Annotated in this window: 23 protein-coding genes; 11 read left to right on the plus strand and 12 right to left on the minus strand. The window is 38.5% G+C overall.

The annotated features are described in order from the left end of the window. Positions 1 to 23 precede the first annotated feature (23 nt). A complete protein-coding gene (locus JTI58_RS16155; RefSeq protein WP_205442289.1) occupies positions 24 to 782 on the plus strand; it encodes an SDR family NAD(P)-dependent oxidoreductase in 759 nt (252 codons plus the stop codon). Positions 783 to 841: 59 nt separating this feature from the next. Here JTI58_RS16155 and JTI58_RS16160 read toward each other — a convergent pair whose 3' ends face one another. From JTI58_RS16160 to JTI58_RS16185, 6 genes are all read right to left on the minus strand, one after another. Next, positions 842 to 2,503: a methyl-accepting chemotaxis protein gene (locus JTI58_RS16160; RefSeq protein WP_205442290.1), complete on the minus strand. Its 1,662-nt coding sequence runs from the start codon at positions 2,501 to 2,503 to the stop codon at positions 842 to 844. Continuing rightward, complete coding sequence (locus JTI58_RS16165) at positions 2,500 to 3,486, minus strand: BMP family lipoprotein (RefSeq protein ID WP_205442291.1); 987 nt, start codon at positions 3,484 to 3,486, stop codon at positions 2,500 to 2,502. The genes JTI58_RS16160 and JTI58_RS16165 overlap by 4 nt, the downstream gene beginning before the upstream one ends. Before the next feature lie 252 nt (positions 3,487 to 3,738). Beyond that, entirely contained in the window at positions 3,739 to 5,007 is a 1,269-nt protein-coding gene (locus tag JTI58_RS16170) for a PTS ascorbate transporter subunit IIC (RefSeq protein ID WP_205442292.1), read from the minus strand. A gap of 33 nt (positions 5,008 to 5,040) precedes the next feature. Next, the gene (locus JTI58_RS16175) at positions 5,041 to 5,304 is read right to left on the minus strand and encodes a PTS sugar transporter subunit IIB (protein ID WP_205442294.1); all 264 of its coding nucleotides are present in this window, start codon (positions 5,302 to 5,304) and stop codon (positions 5,041 to 5,043) included. Then, the gene (locus tag JTI58_RS16180) at positions 5,301 to 5,777 is read right to left on the minus strand and encodes a PTS sugar transporter subunit IIA (RefSeq protein ID WP_243456080.1); all 477 of its coding nucleotides are present in this window, start codon (positions 5,775 to 5,777) and stop codon (positions 5,301 to 5,303) included. The genes JTI58_RS16175 and JTI58_RS16180 overlap by 4 nt, the downstream gene beginning before the upstream one ends. Positions 5,778 to 5,820: 43 nt before the next feature. Then, a complete protein-coding gene (locus JTI58_RS16185; protein ID WP_205442295.1) occupies positions 5,821 to 6,732 on the minus strand; it encodes a LysR family transcriptional regulator in 912 nt (303 codons plus the stop codon). Positions 6,733 to 6,870: 138 nt separating this feature from the next. Here JTI58_RS16185 and JTI58_RS16190 point away from each other — a divergent pair, with 138 nt between their 5' ends. The 8 genes from JTI58_RS16190 to JTI58_RS16225 all read left to right on the plus strand — a co-directional run bounded on the left by JTI58_RS16190 (position 6,871) and on the right by JTI58_RS16225 (position 15,265). Then, the gene (locus JTI58_RS16190; RefSeq protein ID WP_205442296.1) at positions 6,871 to 7,836 is read left to right on the plus strand and encodes an ABC transporter ATP-binding protein; all 966 of its coding nucleotides are present in this window, start codon (positions 6,871 to 6,873) and stop codon (positions 7,834 to 7,836) included. Continuing rightward, positions 7,833 to 8,858 carry an ABC transporter substrate-binding protein gene (locus JTI58_RS16195; protein ID WP_205442297.1) on the plus strand — a complete coding sequence of 342 codons (1,026 nt, stop codon included), beginning with the start codon at positions 7,833 to 7,835 and terminating at the stop codon, positions 8,856 to 8,858. Before JTI58_RS16190 ends, JTI58_RS16195 begins: the two co-directional genes overlap by 4 nt. A gap of 57 nt (positions 8,859 to 8,915) precedes the next feature. Then, positions 8,916 to 10,577 (plus strand): ABC transporter permease, encoded by a 1,662-nt coding sequence (locus tag JTI58_RS16200; protein ID WP_205442298.1) that lies wholly within the window; start codon positions 8,916 to 8,918, stop codon positions 10,575 to 10,577. Next, complete coding sequence (locus JTI58_RS16205) at positions 10,570 to 11,640, plus strand: MBL fold metallo-hydrolase (RefSeq protein ID WP_205442300.1); 1,071 nt, start codon at positions 10,570 to 10,572, stop codon at positions 11,638 to 11,640. The genes JTI58_RS16200 and JTI58_RS16205 overlap by 8 nt, the downstream gene beginning before the upstream one ends. After that, on the plus strand, positions 11,633 to 12,439 hold the full coding sequence (locus JTI58_RS16210) for a hypothetical protein (protein WP_205442301.1): 807 nt from the start codon (positions 11,633 to 11,635) through the stop codon (positions 12,437 to 12,439). The genes JTI58_RS16205 and JTI58_RS16210 overlap by 8 nt, the downstream gene beginning before the upstream one ends. A gap of 157 nt (positions 12,440 to 12,596) precedes the next feature. Then, positions 12,597 to 13,895 (plus strand): M48 family metallopeptidase, encoded by a 1,299-nt coding sequence (locus JTI58_RS16215; protein WP_279381332.1) that lies wholly within the window; start codon positions 12,597 to 12,599, stop codon positions 13,893 to 13,895. 87 nt (positions 13,896 to 13,982) lie between these two features. After that, on the plus strand, positions 13,983 to 14,801 hold the full coding sequence (locus JTI58_RS16220; RefSeq protein WP_004232517.1) for a YitT family protein: 819 nt from the start codon (positions 13,983 to 13,985) through the stop codon (positions 14,799 to 14,801). Between the two features lie 83 nt (positions 14,802 to 14,884). Then, positions 14,885 to 15,265 carry an MmcQ/YjbR family DNA-binding protein gene (locus JTI58_RS16225; protein WP_205442304.1) on the plus strand — a complete coding sequence of 127 codons (381 nt, stop codon included), beginning with the start codon at positions 14,885 to 14,887 and terminating at the stop codon, positions 15,263 to 15,265. 52 nt (positions 15,266 to 15,317) lie between these two features. Here the strand turns inward: JTI58_RS16225 and JTI58_RS16230 are convergent, their stop codons facing one another. From JTI58_RS16230 to JTI58_RS16255, 6 genes are all read right to left on the minus strand, one after another. Further along, positions 15,318 to 15,659 (minus strand): GIY-YIG nuclease family protein, encoded by a 342-nt coding sequence (locus tag JTI58_RS16230; RefSeq protein WP_205442305.1) that lies wholly within the window; start codon positions 15,657 to 15,659, stop codon positions 15,318 to 15,320. Positions 15,660 to 15,677: 18 nt separating this feature from the next. Beyond that, complete coding sequence (locus JTI58_RS16235) at positions 15,678 to 16,433, minus strand: DUF2087 domain-containing protein (protein WP_205442306.1); 756 nt, start codon at positions 16,431 to 16,433, stop codon at positions 15,678 to 15,680. A 696-nt stretch (positions 16,434 to 17,129) separates the two neighbouring features. Then, entirely contained in the window at positions 17,130 to 18,005 is an 876-nt protein-coding gene (locus JTI58_RS16240; protein ID WP_205442307.1) for an ABC transporter permease, read from the minus strand. Then, complete coding sequence (locus tag JTI58_RS16245; protein WP_205442308.1) at positions 18,005 to 18,925, minus strand: ABC transporter ATP-binding protein; 921 nt, start codon at positions 18,923 to 18,925, stop codon at positions 18,005 to 18,007. Before JTI58_RS16245 ends, JTI58_RS16240 begins: the two co-directional genes overlap by 1 nt. 6 nt (positions 18,926 to 18,931) lie before the next feature. Next, on the minus strand, positions 18,932 to 19,336 hold the full coding sequence (locus tag JTI58_RS16250; protein ID WP_205442309.1) for a DUF3021 domain-containing protein: 405 nt from the start codon (positions 19,334 to 19,336) through the stop codon (positions 18,932 to 18,934). Position 19,337: 1 nt separating this feature from the next. Further along, on the minus strand, positions 19,338 to 19,787 hold the full coding sequence (locus JTI58_RS16255; protein WP_205442310.1) for a LytTR family DNA-binding domain-containing protein: 450 nt from the start codon (positions 19,785 to 19,787) through the stop codon (positions 19,338 to 19,340). A gap of 205 nt (positions 19,788 to 19,992) precedes the next feature. Between JTI58_RS16255 and JTI58_RS16260 the strand changes: the two genes are divergently transcribed. Together JTI58_RS16260 and JTI58_RS16265 are read left to right on the plus strand one after the other, a co-directional pair. Continuing rightward, positions 19,993 to 21,021, plus strand: coding sequence for an AbrB family transcriptional regulator (locus JTI58_RS16260; protein WP_205442311.1), 1,029 nt, complete (start codon positions 19,993 to 19,995; stop codon positions 21,019 to 21,021). Positions 21,022 to 21,193: 172 nt separating this feature from the next. Continuing rightward, a complete protein-coding gene (locus tag JTI58_RS16265) occupies positions 21,194 to 21,334 on the plus strand; it encodes an RAxF-45 family protein (protein WP_205442313.1) in 141 nt (46 codons plus the stop codon). The last annotated feature ends 25 nt before the right edge of the window (positions 21,335 to 21,359 follow it).

A 21,359-nucleotide genomic window follows, 5' to 3' on the forward strand; every position in this document is an offset into this window, starting at 1 on the left:
AAAATGTTAGGGAGGAATAGAAGATGGATCTTTTGAATAAAATTGCAGTTGTAACAGGCGCAGGAAGCGGAATTGGAAGAGCTAGCAGCTTGAAACTTGCTAGCAATGGTGCAAAAGTGGTGGTAGTGGATTTCAACAAAGAAACAGGGGAAGAAACAGTAAGCTTGATTAGAGAACAAGGCGGGGAAGGTATTTTCGTTCAGGCAGACGTTTCAAAAAGTGAAGACGTTCAGAAATATGTCAATACTGCTGTTGATACGTACGGACGTGTTGATGTATTTTTCAATAATGCTGGGGTTATTCAGAAAATTTCTCCACTAACAGAGATTGAAGATGAAGAATATGACCGTATTATGTCAATCAATGTGAAGGGTGTATTCCTTGGCTTAAAATATGTTTTAAAAGTAATGGAGGGACAAGGAAGCGGTTCAATTATAAATACAGCTTCTACAGCAGGAGTTCGCAGTGAGCACAGTATGGCTGTCTATTCTGCAAGTAAGCATGCAGTAGTGGGTTTAACAAAATCAGCTTCTTTGGAGTATGTAAAAAAAGGTATTCGGATCAATGGTATCTGTCCAGGGGGAGTAGAAACGGCATTAACAAACAGTGTAACTGCTATGTTTGAAACAGGTGGCTATGTGCCAGAGGAGATTCCAAATATGAGAATGGGACGCTATGCAAAACCAGAGGAATTAGCAGAAATGGTAGTATTCCTAGCATCAGACAAAGCAAGCTATATGACAGGCTCTATTGTGTTAGTAGATGGTGGTTTAACTTTATAATGAAAGAAGAAATCCAGTGAATCATTTCACTGGATTTCTTGGGGTAATGAACCGAGTCGCTATAGGGTGAATTTTTTGAGCTCATTCATCAATGTATCAGTCATAGCTTGAAGTTCGTCGATTTTAGCACTAATTTTTTGGAAGGATAGTAGCTGTTCTTGGGTTGATGCCGATATTTCTTCTGTACCGGCAGCCGTTTCTTCCGTAATAGCAGAAATATTTTCAATGGTACTATTTACTTGCTGGCTCATTTCATTGGTTTGCACCATTTCTTTTGTGAGGTTTTGTAAATCGCGATGGATAGCTGTTATATGCATGGTAATAACGGCAAATGATTGTTCCGTTTCAACCATGGATTGTGATTGCTCATTTGATAGCTGATAACCTCGTTCAGCTGTAGTAAGGATGTGCGTAATGCCATCTTGAATATGCGTAACCATAGAAGTAATTAAATTCGTTGCATTCTCCGTTTCTGAAGAGAGCTTTTTAACCTCCTCGGCAACAATGGCAAACCCTTTACCTGCTTCTCCCGCTCGTGCAGCCTCGATGGCAGCGTTTAAGGCTAATAAATTGGTTTGGCTGGCAATTGTGTGGACAGCATTGGCTGCTCCTTCAATCTCTGAAGTAAATTGAGAGAATTGGGTAACAGCCTCTTTAATATCAAGTGATGTGGTTGAAATATCCTTCGCAATGGCCGATTGTTTTTCCAATGAATACTGACCATTTTGAACAGCCTCCAGAGCCTGTTTACCAGTGTCAGCCGATTGCTCACTTGTACGCATTACATCCTTAAATTGATCTGCCATATTATTCATTTGGAGTGCCACTGATTGAATGTCTTCAGACATCGTATAGCTGCCTTTTGCTAATTCGTCGGTAGAAGTAGCGACTTGATTGCTACTTTCATGAATAGTATTCATATGGCTCGTCACTTCTTGTGTAAACAAATTAACGTCCTTTCCAATATAATCGATGGATTGTACGGTACTTTTTAAATTATTCATCATCTCTGAAAAGCTTTTTGTTAATTGATCAATCTCATATCGACTGTTTGCCTGATAGGAAAGGGTAGAGGTATCAATGGTTAGGTTTCCTGTTGCTGCGGCTTGTGCGCAATCTACAATCTGATTAATTGGTTTGGTAATTCTTTTCGCAGCTACATAGGAATAAAGTATCGTAGCAATAATTAATAGCACACTACCTATGATGGTAGAGGTTGTAATGAAACCTATTTTTTGCTTCGTTACTTGTATCATTTCTTGATACCATTCGTTCGTTTCTTTTTTGAGCAAATACATATCGTTTAAAATTCCTTTAATTCTGATGGACTGCTTTTTAATTTCAGAGCGATTGTTTTCTTGAAACCCGCTTTCAGTCGCTTTTTCTAGATTTTCAAATTTACTAGCTATTTTTTCGACGATTGTCTGATGCTCAGGTATTCTCGTTAGAGAGGCTAATGCCCCTAAATTACTTTTTGTTTCTTGTAAAATAGCGAGCGCTTCGTTTTTATTGGCTTCACTATCTAAGTAGGTAAAATTGTTTAAAGATTGACTGGCAACAACTAAACTTTGCTCTAGTTCTTTCACTGCAAGTAAAAGTTTCGTATCATCCTGTGCTGTAGTTTGGATCGTGAATGTTTGTATGATAATAAAGCCAATCATCGCCATAGCCAGTACGATTGGAATCAGTGTGTTCATAAATAATTTCTTACGTAGTGTCACTGGCCATTCCCCTTTTCTGCAGTAACTTTTATCGTTCCTGAAATAATGGCTTCTTGGGCTTTTTCGATGGCAGTTTGTTGCTCAGCTGTCAGCTGAATTACACGAATATCTGCTAGTCCCACGCCTTGATCCGCTAAACCTAATGCAAACGATTTTTCAGTAATTTTCCCATCTTCTACTAATGCTTTAGCAAGTTGATAGACGGCCAGGTCAACATTTTTCAGCATGGATGTGACAACTGTTTTTTCGGCAACAAAAAATTGATCGATATCAACACCGGCTGCATAAATACCCATTTCCTCGGCCTTTTTAATCGCTCCGAAGCCAGTAAAGCCCGCTGCATGGTAAATAAAATCAACGTTATTTTTGATATAACTTTCTGCTATTGCTGCACCCGCCTGGGTATCGTCAAAAGTACCAGCATAGTCACTCATAATTTCAATCGATGGCTGTACATAACGAGCTCCTTCGATAAAACCATTTTCAAAGTGATGGATAACGGGAGCATCTGCACCACCAATAAAGCCAATTTTTCCAGTTTTGCTTGTCATAGCGGCAATCATGCCAACTAAAAAGCTACCTTCTTGTTCTTTAAAGGTAATCGAAATGATGTTGTTAATATCAGATTGTCCGTCAATCAGTATAAATTGCTGGTCTGGATATTGCTTCGCTGTTTTTTCTAGTGCTTCTTGTACAGAGAAACCGAGACCAATGATGATATCATATTTTTCTGCTACAAGCTCATTCAGCTTTTCCTCGTAATTACCATCAGGAGCCTCTTTGTAATCAAACAAAATACCAAGCTCATCGCGCGCCTTTTCTAATCCTTTAAAAGCGGAGTCATTAAATGATTCATCGCCTAGTCCTGCATCTGATAGTAAAATGCCTATCCTATATCCTTCAGTTGATGTTTCTGCTGGTGCTGAAGAACAGCCTGCTATCAACAGAGCGATCAAAAGAAAAGTAGTAATTAATTTCTTCAAATTATGTGTACCTCCTGTTGTGTATAAAATATATATCGGCAAAAACTTAATATTTTTAGTCTGATGTCAGACTTCGATGAAAATAAATTTCTGAGAACGTATAAGAATAAGGATTCATTTCTATATACATAATAAGTTAGAAATATAAAGCTAGATTACTATTAAAGTAATGGATTTATTAAGGTTTCCGTAACAATCCTTGTATGTATAGCACTATAAAAGCCTAACGCGAATAGCGTTAGGCTTTACTATCTAAACAGCACCGAATAATTTTAATAAATTAATAATAATAATGCCGATTACGCCAAAGTCTGAATCGCCAAAGGTTGTGCCTTCATAACCAATGTCTCCCATAAAGATCAGTAGTATGGCAGGAATAAAGCTAATCAATAAACCATTGGCAAAGGCTCCTGACATGGCACCGATTCTGCCGCCTGTAGCGTTACCAAAGACGCCAGCTGCTGCACCTGTGAAGAAATGGGGAACAAGACCGGGAACGATGACCTTAAGTCCGATGAAAGGGAGTATAAACATGGAAACCAGCCCTGCTAGAAAACTAAAAATGAAACCAATAATAACGGCATTTGGTGCAAATGGGAAAATGGTTGGGCAATCAAGTGCTGGTTTTGTGTTTGGTACAAGTTTATCTGCAATGCCTTTGAAGGCTGGAATAATTTCAGCAATTAACATTCGTACACCTGCTAAAATAATATAAACACCCGCTGCAAATGTAATCGCTTGCATAATAGCGAAAATAATAAAATTAGAGCCCGCAGATAATTGTGCCTCTATATAGGAAGGACCTGCAAAAAGGGCAACAATCACAAAGAACACACTCATTGTTAGCGAAATAGCAACAGAGGTATCTCGTAAAAAGCCTAATGATTTCGGGACTTGTATATCCTCTGTGGATTTCGTTTTATTGCCAAAGAGCTTGCCAATCTTTGCAGAAACATAATAGCCAACACTGCCAAAGTGACCAACAGCAAAGTCGTCACTACCTGTTATTTGCCGAACTGTTGGCTGTAAAATGGCAGGGAACACCACCATACAAAGTCCAAGAATAATAGAGCCGACGATAATAAGAGGTGTACCACTCATCCCCCCAACTGACAATGAAGCAGCGATTAAACAAGCCATAAATAATGTATGATGTCCAGTTAAAAAGATATATTTTAATGGCGTAAATCGCGCAAATAATAGGTTCATAATCATACCAAATACCATGATTAGTGCAGTAGCTGTACCAAAATTAGTCTGAGCAGCTGCCACGATGGCCTCATTGTTGGGAATGACTCCCTGTACTTGAAAGGCATGATCAAACATTTTACTAAAATGATCTAAAGAGCCAATCAAAACCGTAGCACCTGCTCCAAGGATGACAAAGCCCATTATCGTTTTTAAAGTACCTGACAGAACAGTGGAACTTGATTTTTTTTGAATGAGTAAACCAATAAAAGCGAATAGGCCGACTAATATAGCTGGTGTTCCTAAAATGTCATGCATGATAACATCTAACATACCAACACCTCATCCTATCCAAATTTTTGATGCTTAAAGCAAAGGTTCAAGCTTTTCTTTTATTTCTGCAATACTCATCATATTAACAATGCTCACAATGATTCCCTTGTCTTGCGCTAATTCATTCACAATGTCTGCTGCCCCTAAATAAATATCTGCTTTCTCCGCCTTGGCAGACGCTAAATCGGTATGTGTTACCTCTGCATCTTTACCCAATGCCTCTAATGCTTTTTTTACATTTAATTCTAAAATAAAGCTACTTCCTAAACCGCTCCCACACACGACTAAAATTTTCATTCTGTTGACTCCTTTGTCGTATATTGTTTGATTTTCTCCCATATCGTGTCCGCATGCTGACAGGCGATCAAGTCATCAACCTGATTAGGTTTTTGTAAGACTAATGCTACATCAGCCAACGCCTGTAGATGGGAAGCATTGTCAATGGCAGCTAGCACAATTAGTAAGTAAACAGGCTGATTGGGGCTGAAAAAAACAGGTTTTTGTAAACATAGCAAACTTATGGCTAGTTCATGAACCCCATCAGATGGCCGTGCATGAGGAATGGCTACTTTTGGTGTGATGACTACGTAGGGGCCATAGTGCTCAATAGATCGAATCATGGCTTCGACATAGCGTTGTTCAATTTTGTGTTGCTGTACTAATGGGCTAGCAGCTAAATGAATCGCTTCTTGCCATGATTGGACAAAGTTTGCAAGCTGTATACAATCCTTTGTTAACAGCTTGGTTAGCAAGGACAACCCTCCTTTCATAAAAATATCCTCCCATTCCATGTTATTACGACTGCATGTGGAATTATGTCATCGAAGAAAACATTTTTAATTGCTTCGCTATTTCGTAAACCGACATTTTGACAAATTCATCAATTTTATGATCTAAGCGCGTTTTCGGATAAATCAATTGAATTTTTCTATTAAGCGTCACGTCATGTAGATCTTTCTTCATCAGTACACCTGATTTTAATTCTTCTTCTATTAAGGAAACGGATAGAAACGCCATGTTTTTTCCAAAGGTCAGCATTTTTTTAATCGTGCTCACAGAATCCAGTTCAATTGTGTAAATTGAAGGCTGAAAAGGGTCCATCCACTTTTCGATGAAGTGATTCGTGGAGCTAGAGGATGTATGCAACAAGAGCTTGTACTTAAGAATATCTTCTTTGGTGATGTTCTTTTTTGTTGCTATCTCGTGTGATGGGCTGAATGCCAATACAAGTGCATCTTCACCGATAGTTTCGTAATGAAGTAAAGGATTTTCCTGCTTGGTCTCCATGATGAGCCCGAAATCTAATTCTTGTAGTGCTACGTTTTTTTCAATTTCGGGTGCAGTTTTTACTTCTAATGAAATACGAATCTCAGGATAGGTCGTTGAAACTTGATGAATTAAATCTGGCATAAAAATATGGGCAGGTAAGCCACTCGCCCCAAGTCGTAATGAACCGATATGGCCTGCTAAAAGATTTTCAATAAAACGGTCCATATCCTTTTGGAGTTGAACCATTTGACGAGCGTAATGATACACACCTTCGCCGGCTTCTGTTAAACGGTATCCTCCTGCGTTTGTTCGAAATAAACGAATACCGTATTCCTCCTCAATAGAGCGAATATGAAAGGATACTGTAGGTGCTGTAATGCCAAGTGCTTTGGCCACGGGGGCTAATTTTTTTAATTCTACAAGTAAGCAAAATGCCTGTAATTTACTATTGTTCATTTTATCCTCCTAAAGCAAATTAGAAAAAATCTTGTATTTGTTTTAGTTTATTAGATTTTTTTTAACGTGTTATTAATAGTAGATTAATATTTTCTAAATATCTGGAATTTATAGTTGTTAGTAACGAGGAGGATACTTATGAAAATCTCATTAACCAATATCGAGAAAAAATATGGGCAGTCTCAAGCATTATGGCCAATCGATGTGGAGTTAGATCAGCAATTTATTACGATTCTTGGACAATCAGGCTGTGGCAAAACAACCTTATTAAAGTTGATTGCTGGCCTTGAACAGCCAACAAAAGGAGAAATTCGATTCAATGACACCGTGATTTTCTCTTCACAGTCTCATAAAAATGTCAAACCAAATAAGCGCAATATCGCCATGGTTTTTCAAGATTTTGCTCTATGGCCACATATGACCATCTTCCAAAATATTGCCTTTGGCTTAAAGGGCATAATTGCAAAATCAGCTATTCCTGAACGAGTCGAGCATGTGATGCGATTGGTAAAAATGCAAGGCTATGAGAAACGGAAGCCAGGTGAATTATCGGGTGGACAGCAGCAGCGGGTGGCATTAGCAAGAGCTTTAGCGACGAACCCTCGATTGATTTTATTTGATGAGCCTTTATCCGCTCTCGATGCTGTTCTCAGAGAGCAAATGCAAGATGAAATTATGCACCTGATTCATGAACTTGATTGCCAAGCGATTTTTGTAACACATGATCAAACAGAGGCTATGACAATGTCTGATCAAATTATCGTTATGGAGGCAGGGAGAATTGCTCAAATTGGCTCGCCTGAGGAAATTTATCGTGCACCAGCAACGCCCTATGTGGCAGATTTTATTGGTAAAGTGAATTGGTTTCATCATGGACAATCGATCGTGCGACCTGAAGGCGTATCAAGCGTATCGCGTCCTGGTACGATTGCTAAACAAGCGGAGATTGTGAAAAGCACATTTGTTGGCGATCGTTATTTAGTACAAGCACAGGTGGATGGACAGCCTTGGAGCTTTTATGAGAATCAACCATTAGAGCATGGAAAAAGATTGCAAGTATTTATTGATGAAAAACAAATCTATCAATTGGAGGGTTTACATTGAAGAAACGACGTTTTAAATTATGGGCAACTGCCGGCATTTTATTGACCTTGGCATTAGCTGGCTGTGGTAATAAAGAGGTAAAAGAGACAAATGAAGCAAGTGCAAAGACACAGGAGGAGAAAGTACTGACGGTGTATTCTGCAGGGCCAGATGGTTTAGCTGCAAATATTCAGCAAGCATTTGAAGAAAAAACAGGGATTAAAGTGGAAATGTTTCAAGGAACTACAGGTAAAATTCTCTCTCGTCTAGAAGCGGAAAAAAATAATCCTGTAGCTGATCTTGTTGTACTTGCCTCTGTCGCCTCAATGGATGGCTTAAAGGCAACAGACCAATTACAAAGCTACGAAGCTGCTAAAAACAAGGACAAAATCAACAGTGATTGGTCTGATCAAGATGGATATTTCTATGGCTACAGTGCCTCTGCTTTAGGTATTGCCTATAATACGAAAAATACGACACAGGCGCCTAGGGATTGGTCTGATTTAGCGAAAGCTGAATGGCAAAATAAAATAAATATACCAGATCCAAGTCTGTCAGGCTCTGCTGTGGATTTCTTATTTGGTTATACAGCAGCAGAAAAAACAGCTTGGAGCACAATTAATACGTGGAAGAAAAATGGCTTGCAAGTCAATGGTGCAAATAAAGAAGCATTGGATGCTGTTATTACGGGTGAGAAAAATGCCACAATCGCAGGTGTAGACTACATGGCTTATAAAGCAAAAGCGGACGGTGAGCCAGTAGAAATTATCTATCCAACGAGTGGGACAGTGGTTAGTCCTAGAGCGGTTGGTATTTTGAAGGATGCGAAACATGTTGAAGCTGCACAAGCCTATGTTGATTTTTTATTGTCGGATGAAGGGCAAAAGCTAGTAGCAGATGCTTACTTATTACCAGGAAATAAAGATATTGCTGTGAAAAATCGTGCAGCATTAGATGAAATTCCACAGTTATCAGTTGATTGGATGGGTGCGGAAGCGAAACAGCTTGAAGTACTAACAAAGTTTACGGATTTATTTCGTTAAATAAGGGAGGTTGATATACCTCCTTTCTAGTTTTTATAGAGAAGGGTTGTAGTAGTCATGATAATGGAAGGAAGACGAGCTTTTGGATTTTTACTGACAATTGTCGTCATATTTGCTATCGCTCCGTTGATGGCCATTTTATTTTATACCTTTACAAATGAGGGGCAATTCGATGGATCACAGTTTAGCCGAATATTTGCACACGAGAGAATATGGAGGACGCTAGGAAATTCTGTGGTCTTAGGGATTTTCGTGATTATTGGGACAACAATTATCGCATTACCTATGGCTTTCATTCGTACGAAAACAAGTTTATATCAATATGAATGGCTCGATATTGTGTTAACGATTCCATTTATGACACCTCCTTATATTGGTTCTATGGGCTGGATTTTGTTTATGCAGCACAATGGTTTTTTACAGCAGCTTATTCCGAGTGCTACCTGGATGACAGATTCCTTCTTTTCCTTATTTGGCATGGTACTGATCATGAGCTTACACCTGTTTCCGTTTTTGTATTTAATGTTAAAAAATACATTGCTTCGAATAAATGGCTCGTTTTTAGATGCAGCGCTGATTTTTGGGCGAAGCTCCTGGCAAAATGGGCTAAAGATTGTGTTACCCCTTGTACTTTCAAGCTATGTCTTGGGAAGTCTGCTTATTTTTATTAAGACGCTTGCTGAATTTGGAACGCCAGCTACATTTGGCAGTCGGATTGGGTTTCCAGTTTTTACAACCGAAATTCACTCCTATCTATCAAGATGGCCAGTCGATATTCGCATGGCAACCTCGCTATCCTTATTCTTATTGTCAGTTTGCTTAGTCATTTGGTATTTCCAAAATCTCATTGGACGCAAATATACATACGGTGTGCTATCAGGAAAAACGCCTGCTAGACGTGAGATCAAGGACAAGTGGTATATAAAAACAGCTTCGTGGACTTTTGTAGGGCTTGTACTATTGCTGTCTATCGGCATTCCGTATTTCTCTATTATCGTGACCTCTTTGCAAAAGGTAAGGGGAGATGGTTTACAGGCAGGGAATTTCAGCTTTGCTTCCTATCAAGAGGTCTTCACCAGTGGAAGTGCAGGATTGACAGCATTTTTAAATAGTATTGTTTTTTCTATCATGACGGCCATCATAACAGCCATGATAGGTTTATTCATTGCTCTTTATATTAAAAAAGGAGAAACCAGAAAGCAGCAAGTATTAGATTTTTTTAGTTTAATGCCTAATATTATTCCGGGAATTGTTTTTGTTGTAGGTTTAATTATGTTTTGGAATGCGCCGTGGCTTCCCGCAACGATTTATAACACAAAGGCAATGGTAGTCGTTACATACTGTGTGCTGTTTTTACCCTATTCGGTGCAGTATATTAAATCTTCTTTTTCACAATTAGATGCCTCTATCTTTCAGTCAGCCGCTATTTTTGGACGTAGTAATTGGGCGGTTTATCGTCGCATCATCCTACCGCTATTGATGCAGGGTATTTTGACAGGAATGATGATGACTTTTATTATTTCGATGCGTGAGCTAGTAGCTGGTCTCTTAATTTTGCCACCCTCAGTCGAGACAGGGGCAACTTTTATCTATAGTCAATTTGAGCAAGGTAATGTAGGGGTTGGGATGGCAGTTGCCGTCATCACTGTTTTGATGACTGTGGTATTTATGTTCCTATTAGATTGGCTGCAAAGACGAGGAGGGCAGACCAATGCTTAGTTTTGAAATTTTAGGTGGCGTAGGGGAATATGGGCGCAATTGCTTTTATATTGAAAATCATGGGCAGGCCATTTTATTGGATTGTGGGATTATGAAAAATGCTCAAAAAACGCCACCAAATATTACAGCTAATCATATTGAAAAGTTAGTTGCTGTCTTTATTTCTCATTCGCATATTGATCATGTAGGGGCATTGCCATTACTACAAAAGATGGACTATACGGGGCAGGTACTAATGAGTCATAGAACTGCTCAGCAGCTTTCATTGCCTCTTTCACAAGTCCGTACTTTCCACCCAGATACGATTGGAAATTGGATAGAGGTCAATGATTATCTTGCCTTTCAATGGGGATATAGTGGACATTTAATTGGAAGCGTGTGGTACAAAATTCGATTTTTTGATGAGATGATTTTTTTCTCTGGTGATTATGTAGTCGATTCGTATTTGTTAAAGGCGACCTTACCAGAGGAGGATGGAACGGTTTATGATGTAGCGTTTATTGATAGTGGACATGTGGAAAAATGCATTCATAATCTTGAGGTATTACAGCAATTGGCTACGTACGTAAAGGCTCATCCCAATCGTTCAATTATTTTCCCATCCTCTTTTTCGGGCAAAACAGTCGATATTATGTCTTATCTTTCTGAACATACAACCCGAGCGATTAGTGTAGATGCAAAGCTACAAACTTTATTGGAGCATTATGATCAAGAACCCGAAAATATTTGGCCGAATAAAGCGGTACTCCAAGTACGTCACAAGCAAAAAACGGACAGTCACCATGCACTTTATTTTGTCTCAGAGCAGGATGAGGCTCAATTGGAGGAGCTTGCAAAGGCATATCCAACAGCTATTTTTGTCCACACAGGCTATTCTCGTTATTCATGCAATCCATCTATTTTGAAGCATCTCTCAAAGGAGTTCTTCTATAAAACACATCCAGACTATCGTGATATTGTGGCTCTGTCACAGAGAATTCGTGCACGACAAACTATCTATTTTCACAGTACACATACAAATTTAGCAACAACATTTCCGAAGGAGGAGTTAAAGCGTGACTAAACTAAAAAAATGGGCATTTTATATATGTGTCATGGGCTTGACAATAATTAGTATGATGAGTGTGAGTACAACACAAGCGAAAGCAGCCATTGAGCCAGGGCATGAAATTAAATTCAATATTAAACCTGAGATTTTTAAGGAATCAACGATTGTACAGGTTTTTCAAGCAACTAAAAAGGATGATGTAAAAATTTATTTTTATGATACGTTTGACCAATCGTTTCTCCATAATGATTATATACATCGCTTACGCGTATATAAGGGTAGCAATAAAATGGATATAACCTATAAAAAGCGTTTTTTAAATACATCATTAAGTGACGCAATGGTAGAAACAGCGAATCATGGTTTTACTGGTTCTGAGTCCAATTATAAGTTTGAGTTAGATAGTAAGGGAGACCATCGTACATTTACGATTAGCCGGAAGGAGTCCTTGAAGACTTCTGCTGATGTCTCTTACGATACGGTAGATACGAGTGCTGCTAAAAAACGCATTCTTGAAAATTCTCCAAAGAAAATTGTAAATTGGGATTCTGAAGCATGGTATAAAAATACGTTGTCTCAAGCTGTTGTATATGGACCTGCTAATGCTATGACCTATAAAGGAAGTTTTCTAGGACATGAAGCGGATATAGAAGTGTGGCAGTACAAAGGAGACATGATGGTTGAACTTTCTACAAAGGTAGATGATGCCGCTCAAGCAGCTGTTATTGAAAAACAATGGTATGAGCAACTATTATTTGCAGGCTATTTAAGTGTAGATCAACGTGGTAAAACGGCATTTGTCATGGATAAATAAGTAGCACTATAATGAATTCGCCGCATATAGAAATGGGGCGAATTTTTTCTTTGGCAACAGAGAGATTAAAAAAGTAGGTCCATGTTTGTTCTAACTTTGCTAATTTCGCTTACACTTACTATAGGACGAACTTTGGGTGATATGAGGGGGAAATAACATAGCGAAAAAAATGGGCATTGTTACACTACTACTTTTCGGTGTTTACGTGCTTTGTATGTACTGGTATATATTCCATAGCGGTGGTGGTAAAATACCGAGTGCCTTACAAGGAACGGCGGCAGATCCAGTGATGTTTATGTCTGGCAAGGAGCTCTTTTTAAGTGGTGAATATTCAAAAATACGGAACTTTATATTCTTTGTAGCCACACCTTTAGAATGGCTTATTTACTTCTTGATTTTACTATTGGGCGTATCCCGTTATTTCGAAAAAGTGACGACCTCCCAAACGAAGTGGAAGCTATTGCAAAATGCAGGCTACTTATTCCTATTATCTTTATTACTATATATCGTGCTATTCCCGCTTGATTATTATCGCTATCATCTTAGCAAAAGCTATGGCATCAGTACACAAGCATTTGCATCTTGGATGAAGGACGGTGTCATTGATTTTTGGGTGAACTTTGGCACTAGCTTGATTATTGTTACGGTAATTTATTGGCTCATTAAAAAGAGCGAAAAAAGATGGTGGCTCTATGCTTGGCTTTTAACCATCCCCTTTACAATCTTTGTAATGTTCATTCAGCCAGTTGTCATTGATCCTTTGTACAATGAATTTTATCCGCTAAAAAATAAAGAGCTGGAAACAAAGATACTTACACTTGCTACACAGGCAAATATTCCGGCAGAGCATGTTTATGAGGTCAATATGGCAGAAAAGACCAATGCCTTAAATGCTTATGTGACAGGGATTGGGAGCAATTCGAGAATTGTGCTTTGGGATACTACATTAAATAGACTAACGGACAATGAAATTTTATTTATCATGGCACATGAAATGGGACATTATGTAGAAAAGCATATTTATTTTGGCATTGCAGGCTATTTATTCTTAATGTTGATAGGGTTATGGCTAACAGCGAAAATTATGCGTCGCTTGATTTCACGATATGGACAGGTTTTTAAAATTAATAAAATCAGTAGCATTCGTTCGTATCCATTATTTTTACTCATTACCTCTATATTACTATTTGCTTCCAATCCAGTGTCCAATTTGATATCAAGATATCAGGAAACGAGAGCAGATCAGTATGCGATTAACCTTATGAATGATCGAGAAGCGGCTGTAACAGCGTTTCAAAAGCTAACGATTTCAGGCTTAAGTGAAGTGAACCCACCACTCTTAGTGAAGTGGTTCCGTTATACACATCCACCAATGCTGGAGCGGATCTATAAGGTTGCGGATACTGGGGAACAGAAGCAAAATATGCCTTTAAAGGAAGAACAGAAGAAAAAGTAAGAGGATAGGTTTTTCATGGGAGTAAATTGGGTAGTCTATGACAAAGATGTATCAAAATTTGGTCGTTGATTGATAGGGGATAGCATTATGCGAAATGTGATTATAATTACACTTTCTTCCATTTTAGTAGCCTTTGCCTATAATTATTTATTAATTCCCCATGAAATTTTGAGTGGTGGGTTGAGTGGTATTGCCATCATGCTTGGGATTATTACCCCTTTGAATACAGGCGTGTTAAATTTACTGCTTAACCTGCCTTTACTGATTTTAGGTGTGATGAAGCTTGGCAAGCGATTTATCAGCTACACCATTCTTTCGGTGGCTGTGTTGTCAGTGAGTTTATATATTATTCCGATACACAAAGCGACACAAGAGCCAATTCTCGCATCCTTATTTGGCGGTGTTATTGTAGGCTTTGCAATGGGCATGATTTTCCGAGCGGCTGGCTCCTCAGGGGGCTTTGATATTATTGCTATGCTACTTAGTCGCAAACGCGATTTTCCACTCGGTACGCTAATTGCAGCTATGAATGGTATCGTAGTGGCAGCTTCTGGCTTTGTCTTTAGCTGGGATGCGGCATTGTTAACGCTTGTTTCCATTTATGCAACTGGAAAAGTGGTTGATACAATTCATACGAGCCATATTAAATTAACGCTGATGATTATTACCAGTAAAGGGGACGAGGTCAAGCAGCAGCTATTAGAAAAGCTGCATCGTGGGGTAACGATTATCGATGCAAAGGGAGCATACTCTGGTGAAGGTCGGAAAGTGTTAATTACTGTTATTACGCGTTACCAACTAGCTGATGTGAAAAGCACGATTAAGGAAACTGATCCAAAGTCGTTTGTGAATATTTTACAGACAACAGAGGTTATCGGGATGTTTGATCGTGGTACAACTAAATAATGCTATTCTCTACACACGTTTTAGGTTATACTAACCGTAATCGAACGTGTGTTTTTATTTGTGGTAGGAAGGGGATCGTAAAGATGGAAAAAGAAATAATTCATGCTTACTGTTTACAGCTTCAAGGAACAACGTATGACTATCAAGAGGAGTGGCAAGCAGATCGCTATCATATCGGTGGAAAAATGTATGCCATGCTTGGGGGCAATGCAACGGGCAAACCTGTGCTTACGTTGAAATGTGAGCCTTCTCGAGCGGAAGAATTAAGGGAAGCATATGACAGCATTATACCTGGTTACTATATGAATAAAACCCATTGGAATTCTATTTATATGGATGCTGAAGATGTTCCGATGGATTTGGTAGAGAATCTTATCCAACATTCCTATGAGCTTGTTTTCAATAAATTAACGAAGAAAGCTCAACAGGAAATTCAATCCGTTGGAAGCAAGACAACCAAGTGATAAATAGCGCATTTACCATCTACTTACTGGCAAATGCGCTACTATATAATTACTAATTATAGCCACGTTCACCATAAGGCTTTAGCGTGTCGAGCCATTTTTGCTCCAGCTTTTCGAGTTCTTTTTTGGCGTCAAAATAGCCCTCTTCTTTTTTCTTTAAATGCTCAACGATAGCCACTTCAAAAGCTTCTTGACCATATAAATTGTAATCTGCCTGAAGCTCCTTGTTTGTATGTGTATTGGTTTTTAGCATAAATTGAAAGCCATTTAAACGCTTTAAATTATTGAAGCTACCCACAAACACTTTTCCAGTTTGTTTATTAGTCATGGTAAAAACACCAGCTTCAATTTTCATCTCTTTATACATTTCTTTTAACTCTTTTTTAGGATCCATTTTTATTAACCTGCTTTCTTATTTTTTTACCCAATAGGCACTACCATCTGCTTTGCGGTCCAGAAAACCGTATTCAATTAAGTAACGACGTATATGAACATAGTCTTCATACATCGGTTTGATGACTTCATTTAATTCTTTTTCTGTATATTGTCTTTCTACATCAAAAAGCTTTGTGATGGCTCGAAGTACTACAATTTTCTGCTTTTCACGTTTAGGAAAGCGTACTAGCTCCTTGCCTATACCTTGTGGAAAGAATTTCTCCAATATTTGCTGTTCTTCCGTGAGGGTTACGTTATAGCGATCGTCAACCATCGTAGCTGTTTTATGAATAGGCACAAATGGTTCCTCCTTCTGATCTTGTTCCTTTAGTAACTCCATCATCACCAACAATGTTTTGGCTTGGCGTTCCTTTTCTTTTAAAGCAAAACGGTGATGGCGGATCGTTGTGGCACTGCCAATCTCTAATTCTTCTTTTATCTCCTGATCTGATTTTCCTTCATAAAATAAGCGTAAAATATGACTTTGATGTTCTGTTAAGCCTGTCATTTTTTTGTTGAGACCGTTTAAATAATGAAAAACAGATTGGTGAGCTAATGTAATATGGTGCTGCATCATTTTCTCTGCTTCATACAGTAAGCCTTCATAAGGATAAATAATGCCTTTTTCTACTTTTTCACCGCACAGTAGGCAAGTGAAGTGTGTCGCTTCATCGATGTAACCCTTTTTAAGATCCTCGATAGGAGCTTGCCAAAACAATTCATTTACATCCATTGGGAATCCTCCGAAAAACAAACAATTTTAAAATTTGTTTGTTATTTTATATTTAAAATAACAAAATGTTTGTGTGAATGCAATAAAAAACACATCGTCTTCTAAACGATGTGTCATGATGTTGCAAAAAGATAATGTCAACGGCAGAAAAAGCAACTTGGCAAGGTGAGGGGTTGATTTCCGTTCCGCCAGCGTCCTTTCCAGGGGGCGTCCGATGAGCCGCTTCACTCACTTTCGTTCACTCCAGGGTCTCCTCTGTGACGCTAAATCCCCTAGGAGTAACGCTGGCTCCACTCCAATCAACCATGCTGCAAAGTGTCTTTACTTTTTTTCATAGTAGCATAGCAATTAAATCGCCCATTATTTGTATTCTTAGAGGGAATAGGCTCTTTATTTTCAATGTGGAGAAGTGATGCGTGACAACACCCCTCCATAAAATGAGTAGTGAAGACCTTTCCTTTATTTGAAAACCTTTGCTAAAAAGTGGGTTGGAGTGGAGGGCTACTTGACTCCCTTGGAATAGCGAGACAGGCAAAACTCTAAACGGAGCGGTAGCGGAGGAAGCGATTCGGCGCTCGCCCACAGGAAAGCAAGTAGCCTGCAACGGAACTTCATTTCTACCTTTCAATTGACTGTTTTGTTTTTCAACACTAACACATCCTTTTTTAAACGATGTGTCATGATGTTGGTTAATATCTATTTATATTTTCTTTTAAATAGAATCATAGATGCTAGAGAAAGAACTACGATTGTACAAGCAATCACAATTAGACTTGTTGAGGAGCTAAGTATATGTCCATTTAGCTCGTAAACAATGCCATAATTGATTTTATAATCTTCCACATAGGAAACAGGCACACCTTCAAAAACATTTGCAATAGAGCTCTCCATAAAAGCATTGCGTAATAATAGTGTTGTATGGCTAATTGGGAAGTATATGATTACATGTTGAGCAAAGCTTGGTAGAGCTCCAAGAGGAACATAAACACCACATAAAAATCCAAGTAGTGTACCAACAATTGTGCCGAGTGTTGAAAAAGCATTTTGTGTCGACACAAATAACGAAAGAAATAAGTTAAAGACACTCGCAAGCAAGACAGATAAAAATAGGATGCCCATTACTTGCACAAAATCCCCAAAACTTAGAAGCTCACCACCCGCTGCTACAATAAAGATTTCACAGCCAATGAGAGCGATAAAGGAAAAAATACAGCCGATAATAAACGCATTGAGTACATAGCTTAACTGAATGGTTGCACGAGAAAGGGGAGCTGTTAAAAAATCGGCTTGCACTTTTGACTCCTGATCCTTAACAGCAATGCCATAGGCACCAAGTGTAGTCGAAACAGCAATCATGGAAAGTAATCCTGCTACAAGCCATTCATTGACCATGGTGATCAATTCAGGCGTAGTTTCTGTTAATCGTTCAATGGCATCTACCTGCATCTTTTGGAGAAAGACAGCGTACAGCACAATGACAATGATGACTGATAGTAGGGAGAAGAACATTTGTGTTTTATCCCGCCTAAATATTTTGTTATTACGCAAAACTAAACTAAATAATGCTTCCATTACGCAACCTCCTCCTCAGCCATAATATGAAGAAAGACATCATCCATCGATCCTTTAATGACTTCAAAGGAAGCGATGAGTGGCTCAGCTTTTTTTAAAAGGGGAAGTGCCTGTAAGGTAGAAGTTAAACGGATGGTGTATATCCCTTGCTTCTCTGTGTAGGAGATTGCATTTTCCTCAAGTAATTTTACACCCTCCTTCGAATGATGAAAAACGAGAGCCATTGAATCATAGGCATATTTTGTCTTCAGTGCATCGGGTGTCCCCTGCGCGACAATTTTTCCTTGCTTTAAGACAGTGACTTGGTGAGCAACTGCCGCTTCCTCCATATAATGGGTTGTTAAAAAAACGGTCATATTGGTTTCCAACTGAAGCTGCTTGATAGCCTGCCAAACAAATTGCCGTGTTTGTGGATCTAAACCGGTTGTAGGTTCATCCAGAAATAAAATACTAGGACGATGAATCAATGCACGAGCAATATCTGCTCGCCTTTTTTGTCCTCCTGATAATGTGCCATATTTTTTCTTTTCAATATCCTCTAAATGCAAATAGGTGGAAACAAATTGATAATTTTCAGTAAGCTGTGTTTTCGATAAACCATATGTTTTGCCTCGATGGAGGATATTTTCGCGTACTGTTAATCGCTCATCTAATAGACTTTGCTGGAAAACGACTCCAATAGATTTACGGATATCTGCATTATCATTGCTTGCATCAAGAGTGAAACCATTAATGGTTACTTGACCGCTCGATTTTTTTAGTAATGTGCAAAGAATTTCAATCGTTGTTGATTTACCTGCACCGTTTGCACCTAAAAAAGCGAATAGGGTGCCTTGTTCAACTGTAAAAGAAATGCCTTTGACAGCTTGCTGTTCGCCATAGTGTTTACATAAATTTTCAACTTTTATCGCAAAAGTCATGTGTGGTTAATCCCTTCTCTTTTGAATTTCTTGATTGATTTTTTCAATATCATATAATTGAAGAATATATAGAATACACCACACAATTAAATAAATAATAACTTCACTGATAAGTACATAGGGCACTCCTGAATGTTCGAACCAATTACCAAAATAGCCAGCGGTTAGTACACACGCTGTTACTGCCATGAAATGTAAAAGAAGCTGAACTGTAAAAGGCAGTGGCTCAATATCAAAAATGACGGATAGCAAACCAATGGCAATACCAAGAATGGCTGCGATCACTATTTCCTCAAGTAATGCTGATCCTGACATAACCGCATTGTTTGAAAGGACGCTTAATGTGACTAAGATGTAAGAAGAACTAAGGGAAATGAGTAGTCCAATAATCATCATGCGTAAATACTTCATGCTATAAATCCCTCCCAATACCTAAATGTCGCTTTAATTCTTTTAAGTATTTTCGACTGACATGAATGGCTACTTCATTTTCGAGTAATAGTTGTGTTGTACCGATTTTGCCCATTCGAATAGAGGCGATTTTATGGATATTGACAAGCGTAGATTTACTCACGCGTACAAAATCCTTGGTTAGCTGTGCCTCTAGCTCATATAATTTTCGCTTTGACTCAAACTCTTGCTCATCTGTTTGCAAAAATACTTTGGCATCCTCTGCGTAAATGGAATAAATATCAGAAATTTTTAATAGATGAATTTCTTGTTGAAAATACCCATCTAGCATCGTCGTTTGGGATGCTTGAAGCTGCTTCATCAATCTTTCAATTTGCTCATTATATTCCTTGGCATGAATATGAACCTCTGTTTCTTCGAGTTCATGATTGATGGTTAAATGAATTTTCATAGGAGGCCTCCTTTTAAAACGCTGAATCAGGTATTACTAATGTAGCATAGAAAATTTTAACAAGGATAAATTGTTTGATAAGAGGTTTTATTTGATGGATAACAGGTTCTTTTTAAGCGATAGCAAACAGCTCAAAAGTCAGCCCGGTAGAAAAAAAGATGCTTAAACGTCATAATAGGCTTATCGAGTTGAAGGGGTTGCTACTATGTTTGTTTTTGATAAGCATATGTTCATCACATTATGCATTGGTTTAATAGGTGCTGTGATTTTTCAATTTTTACATATACCGATGCCTTGGTTGTTAGGAGCGATTACAGCGGTGCTCATCGTGCAGCTATCAACCAATGTCCAGTTAAAATGGCATCATTCTTTCCGTAATTTTGGTTTAGTTGTAGCAGGGTATTCTATCGGCTATGCCTTTACGCCAGAAGCTGTACAGGATATTAAGCTTTTTTTAGGAAGCATGGTCGTGTTAAACATCCTATTTATTTTGCTATTTTTTGCGGTGAGTTTTCTTGTTGCAAAGCGTACCGATTTGGATTTTGCGACTGCCTTAACGTGCTGTGTACCTGGGGGCATGTCACAGGTTGTGGCATTTGCTGAGGAGCAAGAAGACATGGATATGGTGGTCATCACGTTCTTTCAAATCCTTCGTGTTCTTTTAATCGTTGGCTTTGTTCCTTTAATGGTGGCAGGAGCAGGCGGCAATAGTTCTATGATTGATGGAGCGTATACATGGAGCCTTGTTGGCATACTTGTTGTATGTGGTGGCGCAGGGTGGCTGGCACAAAAGCTAAAAATTCCAACAGGCTATATGCTTGGCCCAGTGTTTTTATTAATGGGTATAAATATGGCAGGGGTGGAAGTGCCGAAATTACCGCTATCATTACTACATATCGCCCAACTCATGCTTGGAATTTATATTGGGTTGTTATTGAAAAAAGAGGATTTACATTTATCGAAGAAGCATATCTTTTATGCATTTGTCTCAGCAGGCATTTTTATCGGAGCAGCCTATGGTTTAACATTTGTGATGACAGCGTTGTACAGCCTTGATTTTAGGACAAGCTTTTTAAGTATTGTTCCTGGCGGTCTTGATCAAATGGGAATTATCGCCGCATCTGTACATGCCAATGTCACGATTGTTACGGCTTTTCAGCTATTTCGTGTACTAGTGGTCTCAATTTTCCTTGTGCCTGTGGTGAAAATATTTGTGAAAAAAGTGAAAACATGAGGGGGCAATGAATCAACCTCTCATGTTTTTCTTTATGCTAATTTCGATCATTCATACAATTTTTTAGTATGGAACTTTTGAATAATGATAAATGAACGTTAAATTTTCCCTTTCCAAATAATCTGAATAATGTTATGATAGCCATAACTATTATGAACGGAGGTGAAAAGGAATGAATAAAAACGCTACGAAAACATGTGTAAAAGTGGATACAGCTATGTATTTTGCACGTGTGATTACTTTCGATTTTGCGAACAAAGGGATAGGTCTGTCCATTTTTAAGCAAAATCAAATAACAAACGTAGCGAATTAACCATTCTTTTTCACACATTTAAATG

Source organism: Lysinibacillus fusiformis, from assembly GCF_016925635.1.
Classification (GTDB): Bacteria; Bacillota; Bacilli; order Bacillales_A; family Planococcaceae; genus Lysinibacillus; species Lysinibacillus fusiformis_F.

What these genes read in the sequence shown, in the direction of transcription:
- JTI58_RS16155 (WP_205442289.1), top strand. Translation starts at nt 24, where the DNA reads ATGGATCTTTTGAATAAAATTGCAGTTGTAACAGGCGCAGGAAGCGGA.
- JTI58_RS16170 (WP_205442292.1), bottom strand. Translation starts at nt 5,007, where the DNA reads ATGTTAGATGTTATCATGCATGACATTTTAGGAACACCAGCTATATTA.
- JTI58_RS16175 (WP_205442294.1), bottom strand. Translation starts at nt 5,304, where the DNA reads ATGAAAATTTTAGTCGTGTGTGGGAGCGGTTTAGGAAGTAGCTTTATT.
- JTI58_RS16180 (WP_243456080.1), bottom strand. Translation starts at nt 5,777, where the DNA reads ATGAAAGGAGGGTTGTCCTTGCTAACCAAGCTGTTAACAAAGGATTGT.
- JTI58_RS16185 (WP_205442295.1), bottom strand. Translation starts at nt 6,732, where the DNA reads ATGAACAATAGTAAATTACAGGCATTTTGCTTACTTGTAGAATTAAAA.
- JTI58_RS16190 (WP_205442296.1), top strand. Translation starts at nt 6,871, where the DNA reads ATGAAAATCTCATTAACCAATATCGAGAAAAAATATGGGCAGTCTCAA.
- JTI58_RS16200 (WP_205442298.1), top strand. Translation starts at nt 8,916, where the DNA reads ATGATAATGGAAGGAAGACGAGCTTTTGGATTTTTACTGACAATTGTC.
- JTI58_RS16205 (WP_205442300.1), top strand. Translation starts at nt 10,570, where the DNA reads ATGCTTAGTTTTGAAATTTTAGGTGGCGTAGGGGAATATGGGCGCAAT.
- JTI58_RS16220 (WP_004232517.1), top strand. Translation starts at nt 13,983, where the DNA reads ATGCGAAATGTGATTATAATTACACTTTCTTCCATTTTAGTAGCCTTT.
- JTI58_RS16225 (WP_205442304.1), top strand. Translation starts at nt 14,885, where the DNA reads ATGGAAAAAGAAATAATTCATGCTTACTGTTTACAGCTTCAAGGAACA.
- JTI58_RS16230 (WP_205442305.1), bottom strand. Translation starts at nt 15,659, where the DNA reads ATGGATCCTAAAAAAGAGTTAAAAGAAATGTATAAAGAGATGAAAATT.
- JTI58_RS16235 (WP_205442306.1), bottom strand. Translation starts at nt 16,433, where the DNA reads ATGGATGTAAATGAATTGTTTTGGCAAGCTCCTATCGAGGATCTTAAA.
- JTI58_RS16240 (WP_205442307.1), bottom strand. Translation starts at nt 18,005, where the DNA reads ATGGAAGCATTATTTAGTTTAGTTTTGCGTAATAACAAAATATTTAGG.
- JTI58_RS16245 (WP_205442308.1), bottom strand. Translation starts at nt 18,925, where the DNA reads ATGACTTTTGCGATAAAAGTTGAAAATTTATGTAAACACTATGGCGAA.
- JTI58_RS16250 (WP_205442309.1), bottom strand. Translation starts at nt 19,336, where the DNA reads ATGAAGTATTTACGCATGATGATTATTGGACTACTCATTTCCCTTAGT.
- JTI58_RS16255 (WP_205442310.1), bottom strand. Translation starts at nt 19,787, where the DNA reads ATGAAAATTCATTTAACCATCAATCATGAACTCGAAGAAACAGAGGTT.
- JTI58_RS16260 (WP_205442311.1), top strand. Translation starts at nt 19,993, where the DNA reads ATGTTTGTTTTTGATAAGCATATGTTCATCACATTATGCATTGGTTTA.
- JTI58_RS16265 (WP_205442313.1), top strand. Translation starts at nt 21,194, where the DNA reads ATGAATAAAAACGCTACGAAAACATGTGTAAAAGTGGATACAGCTATG.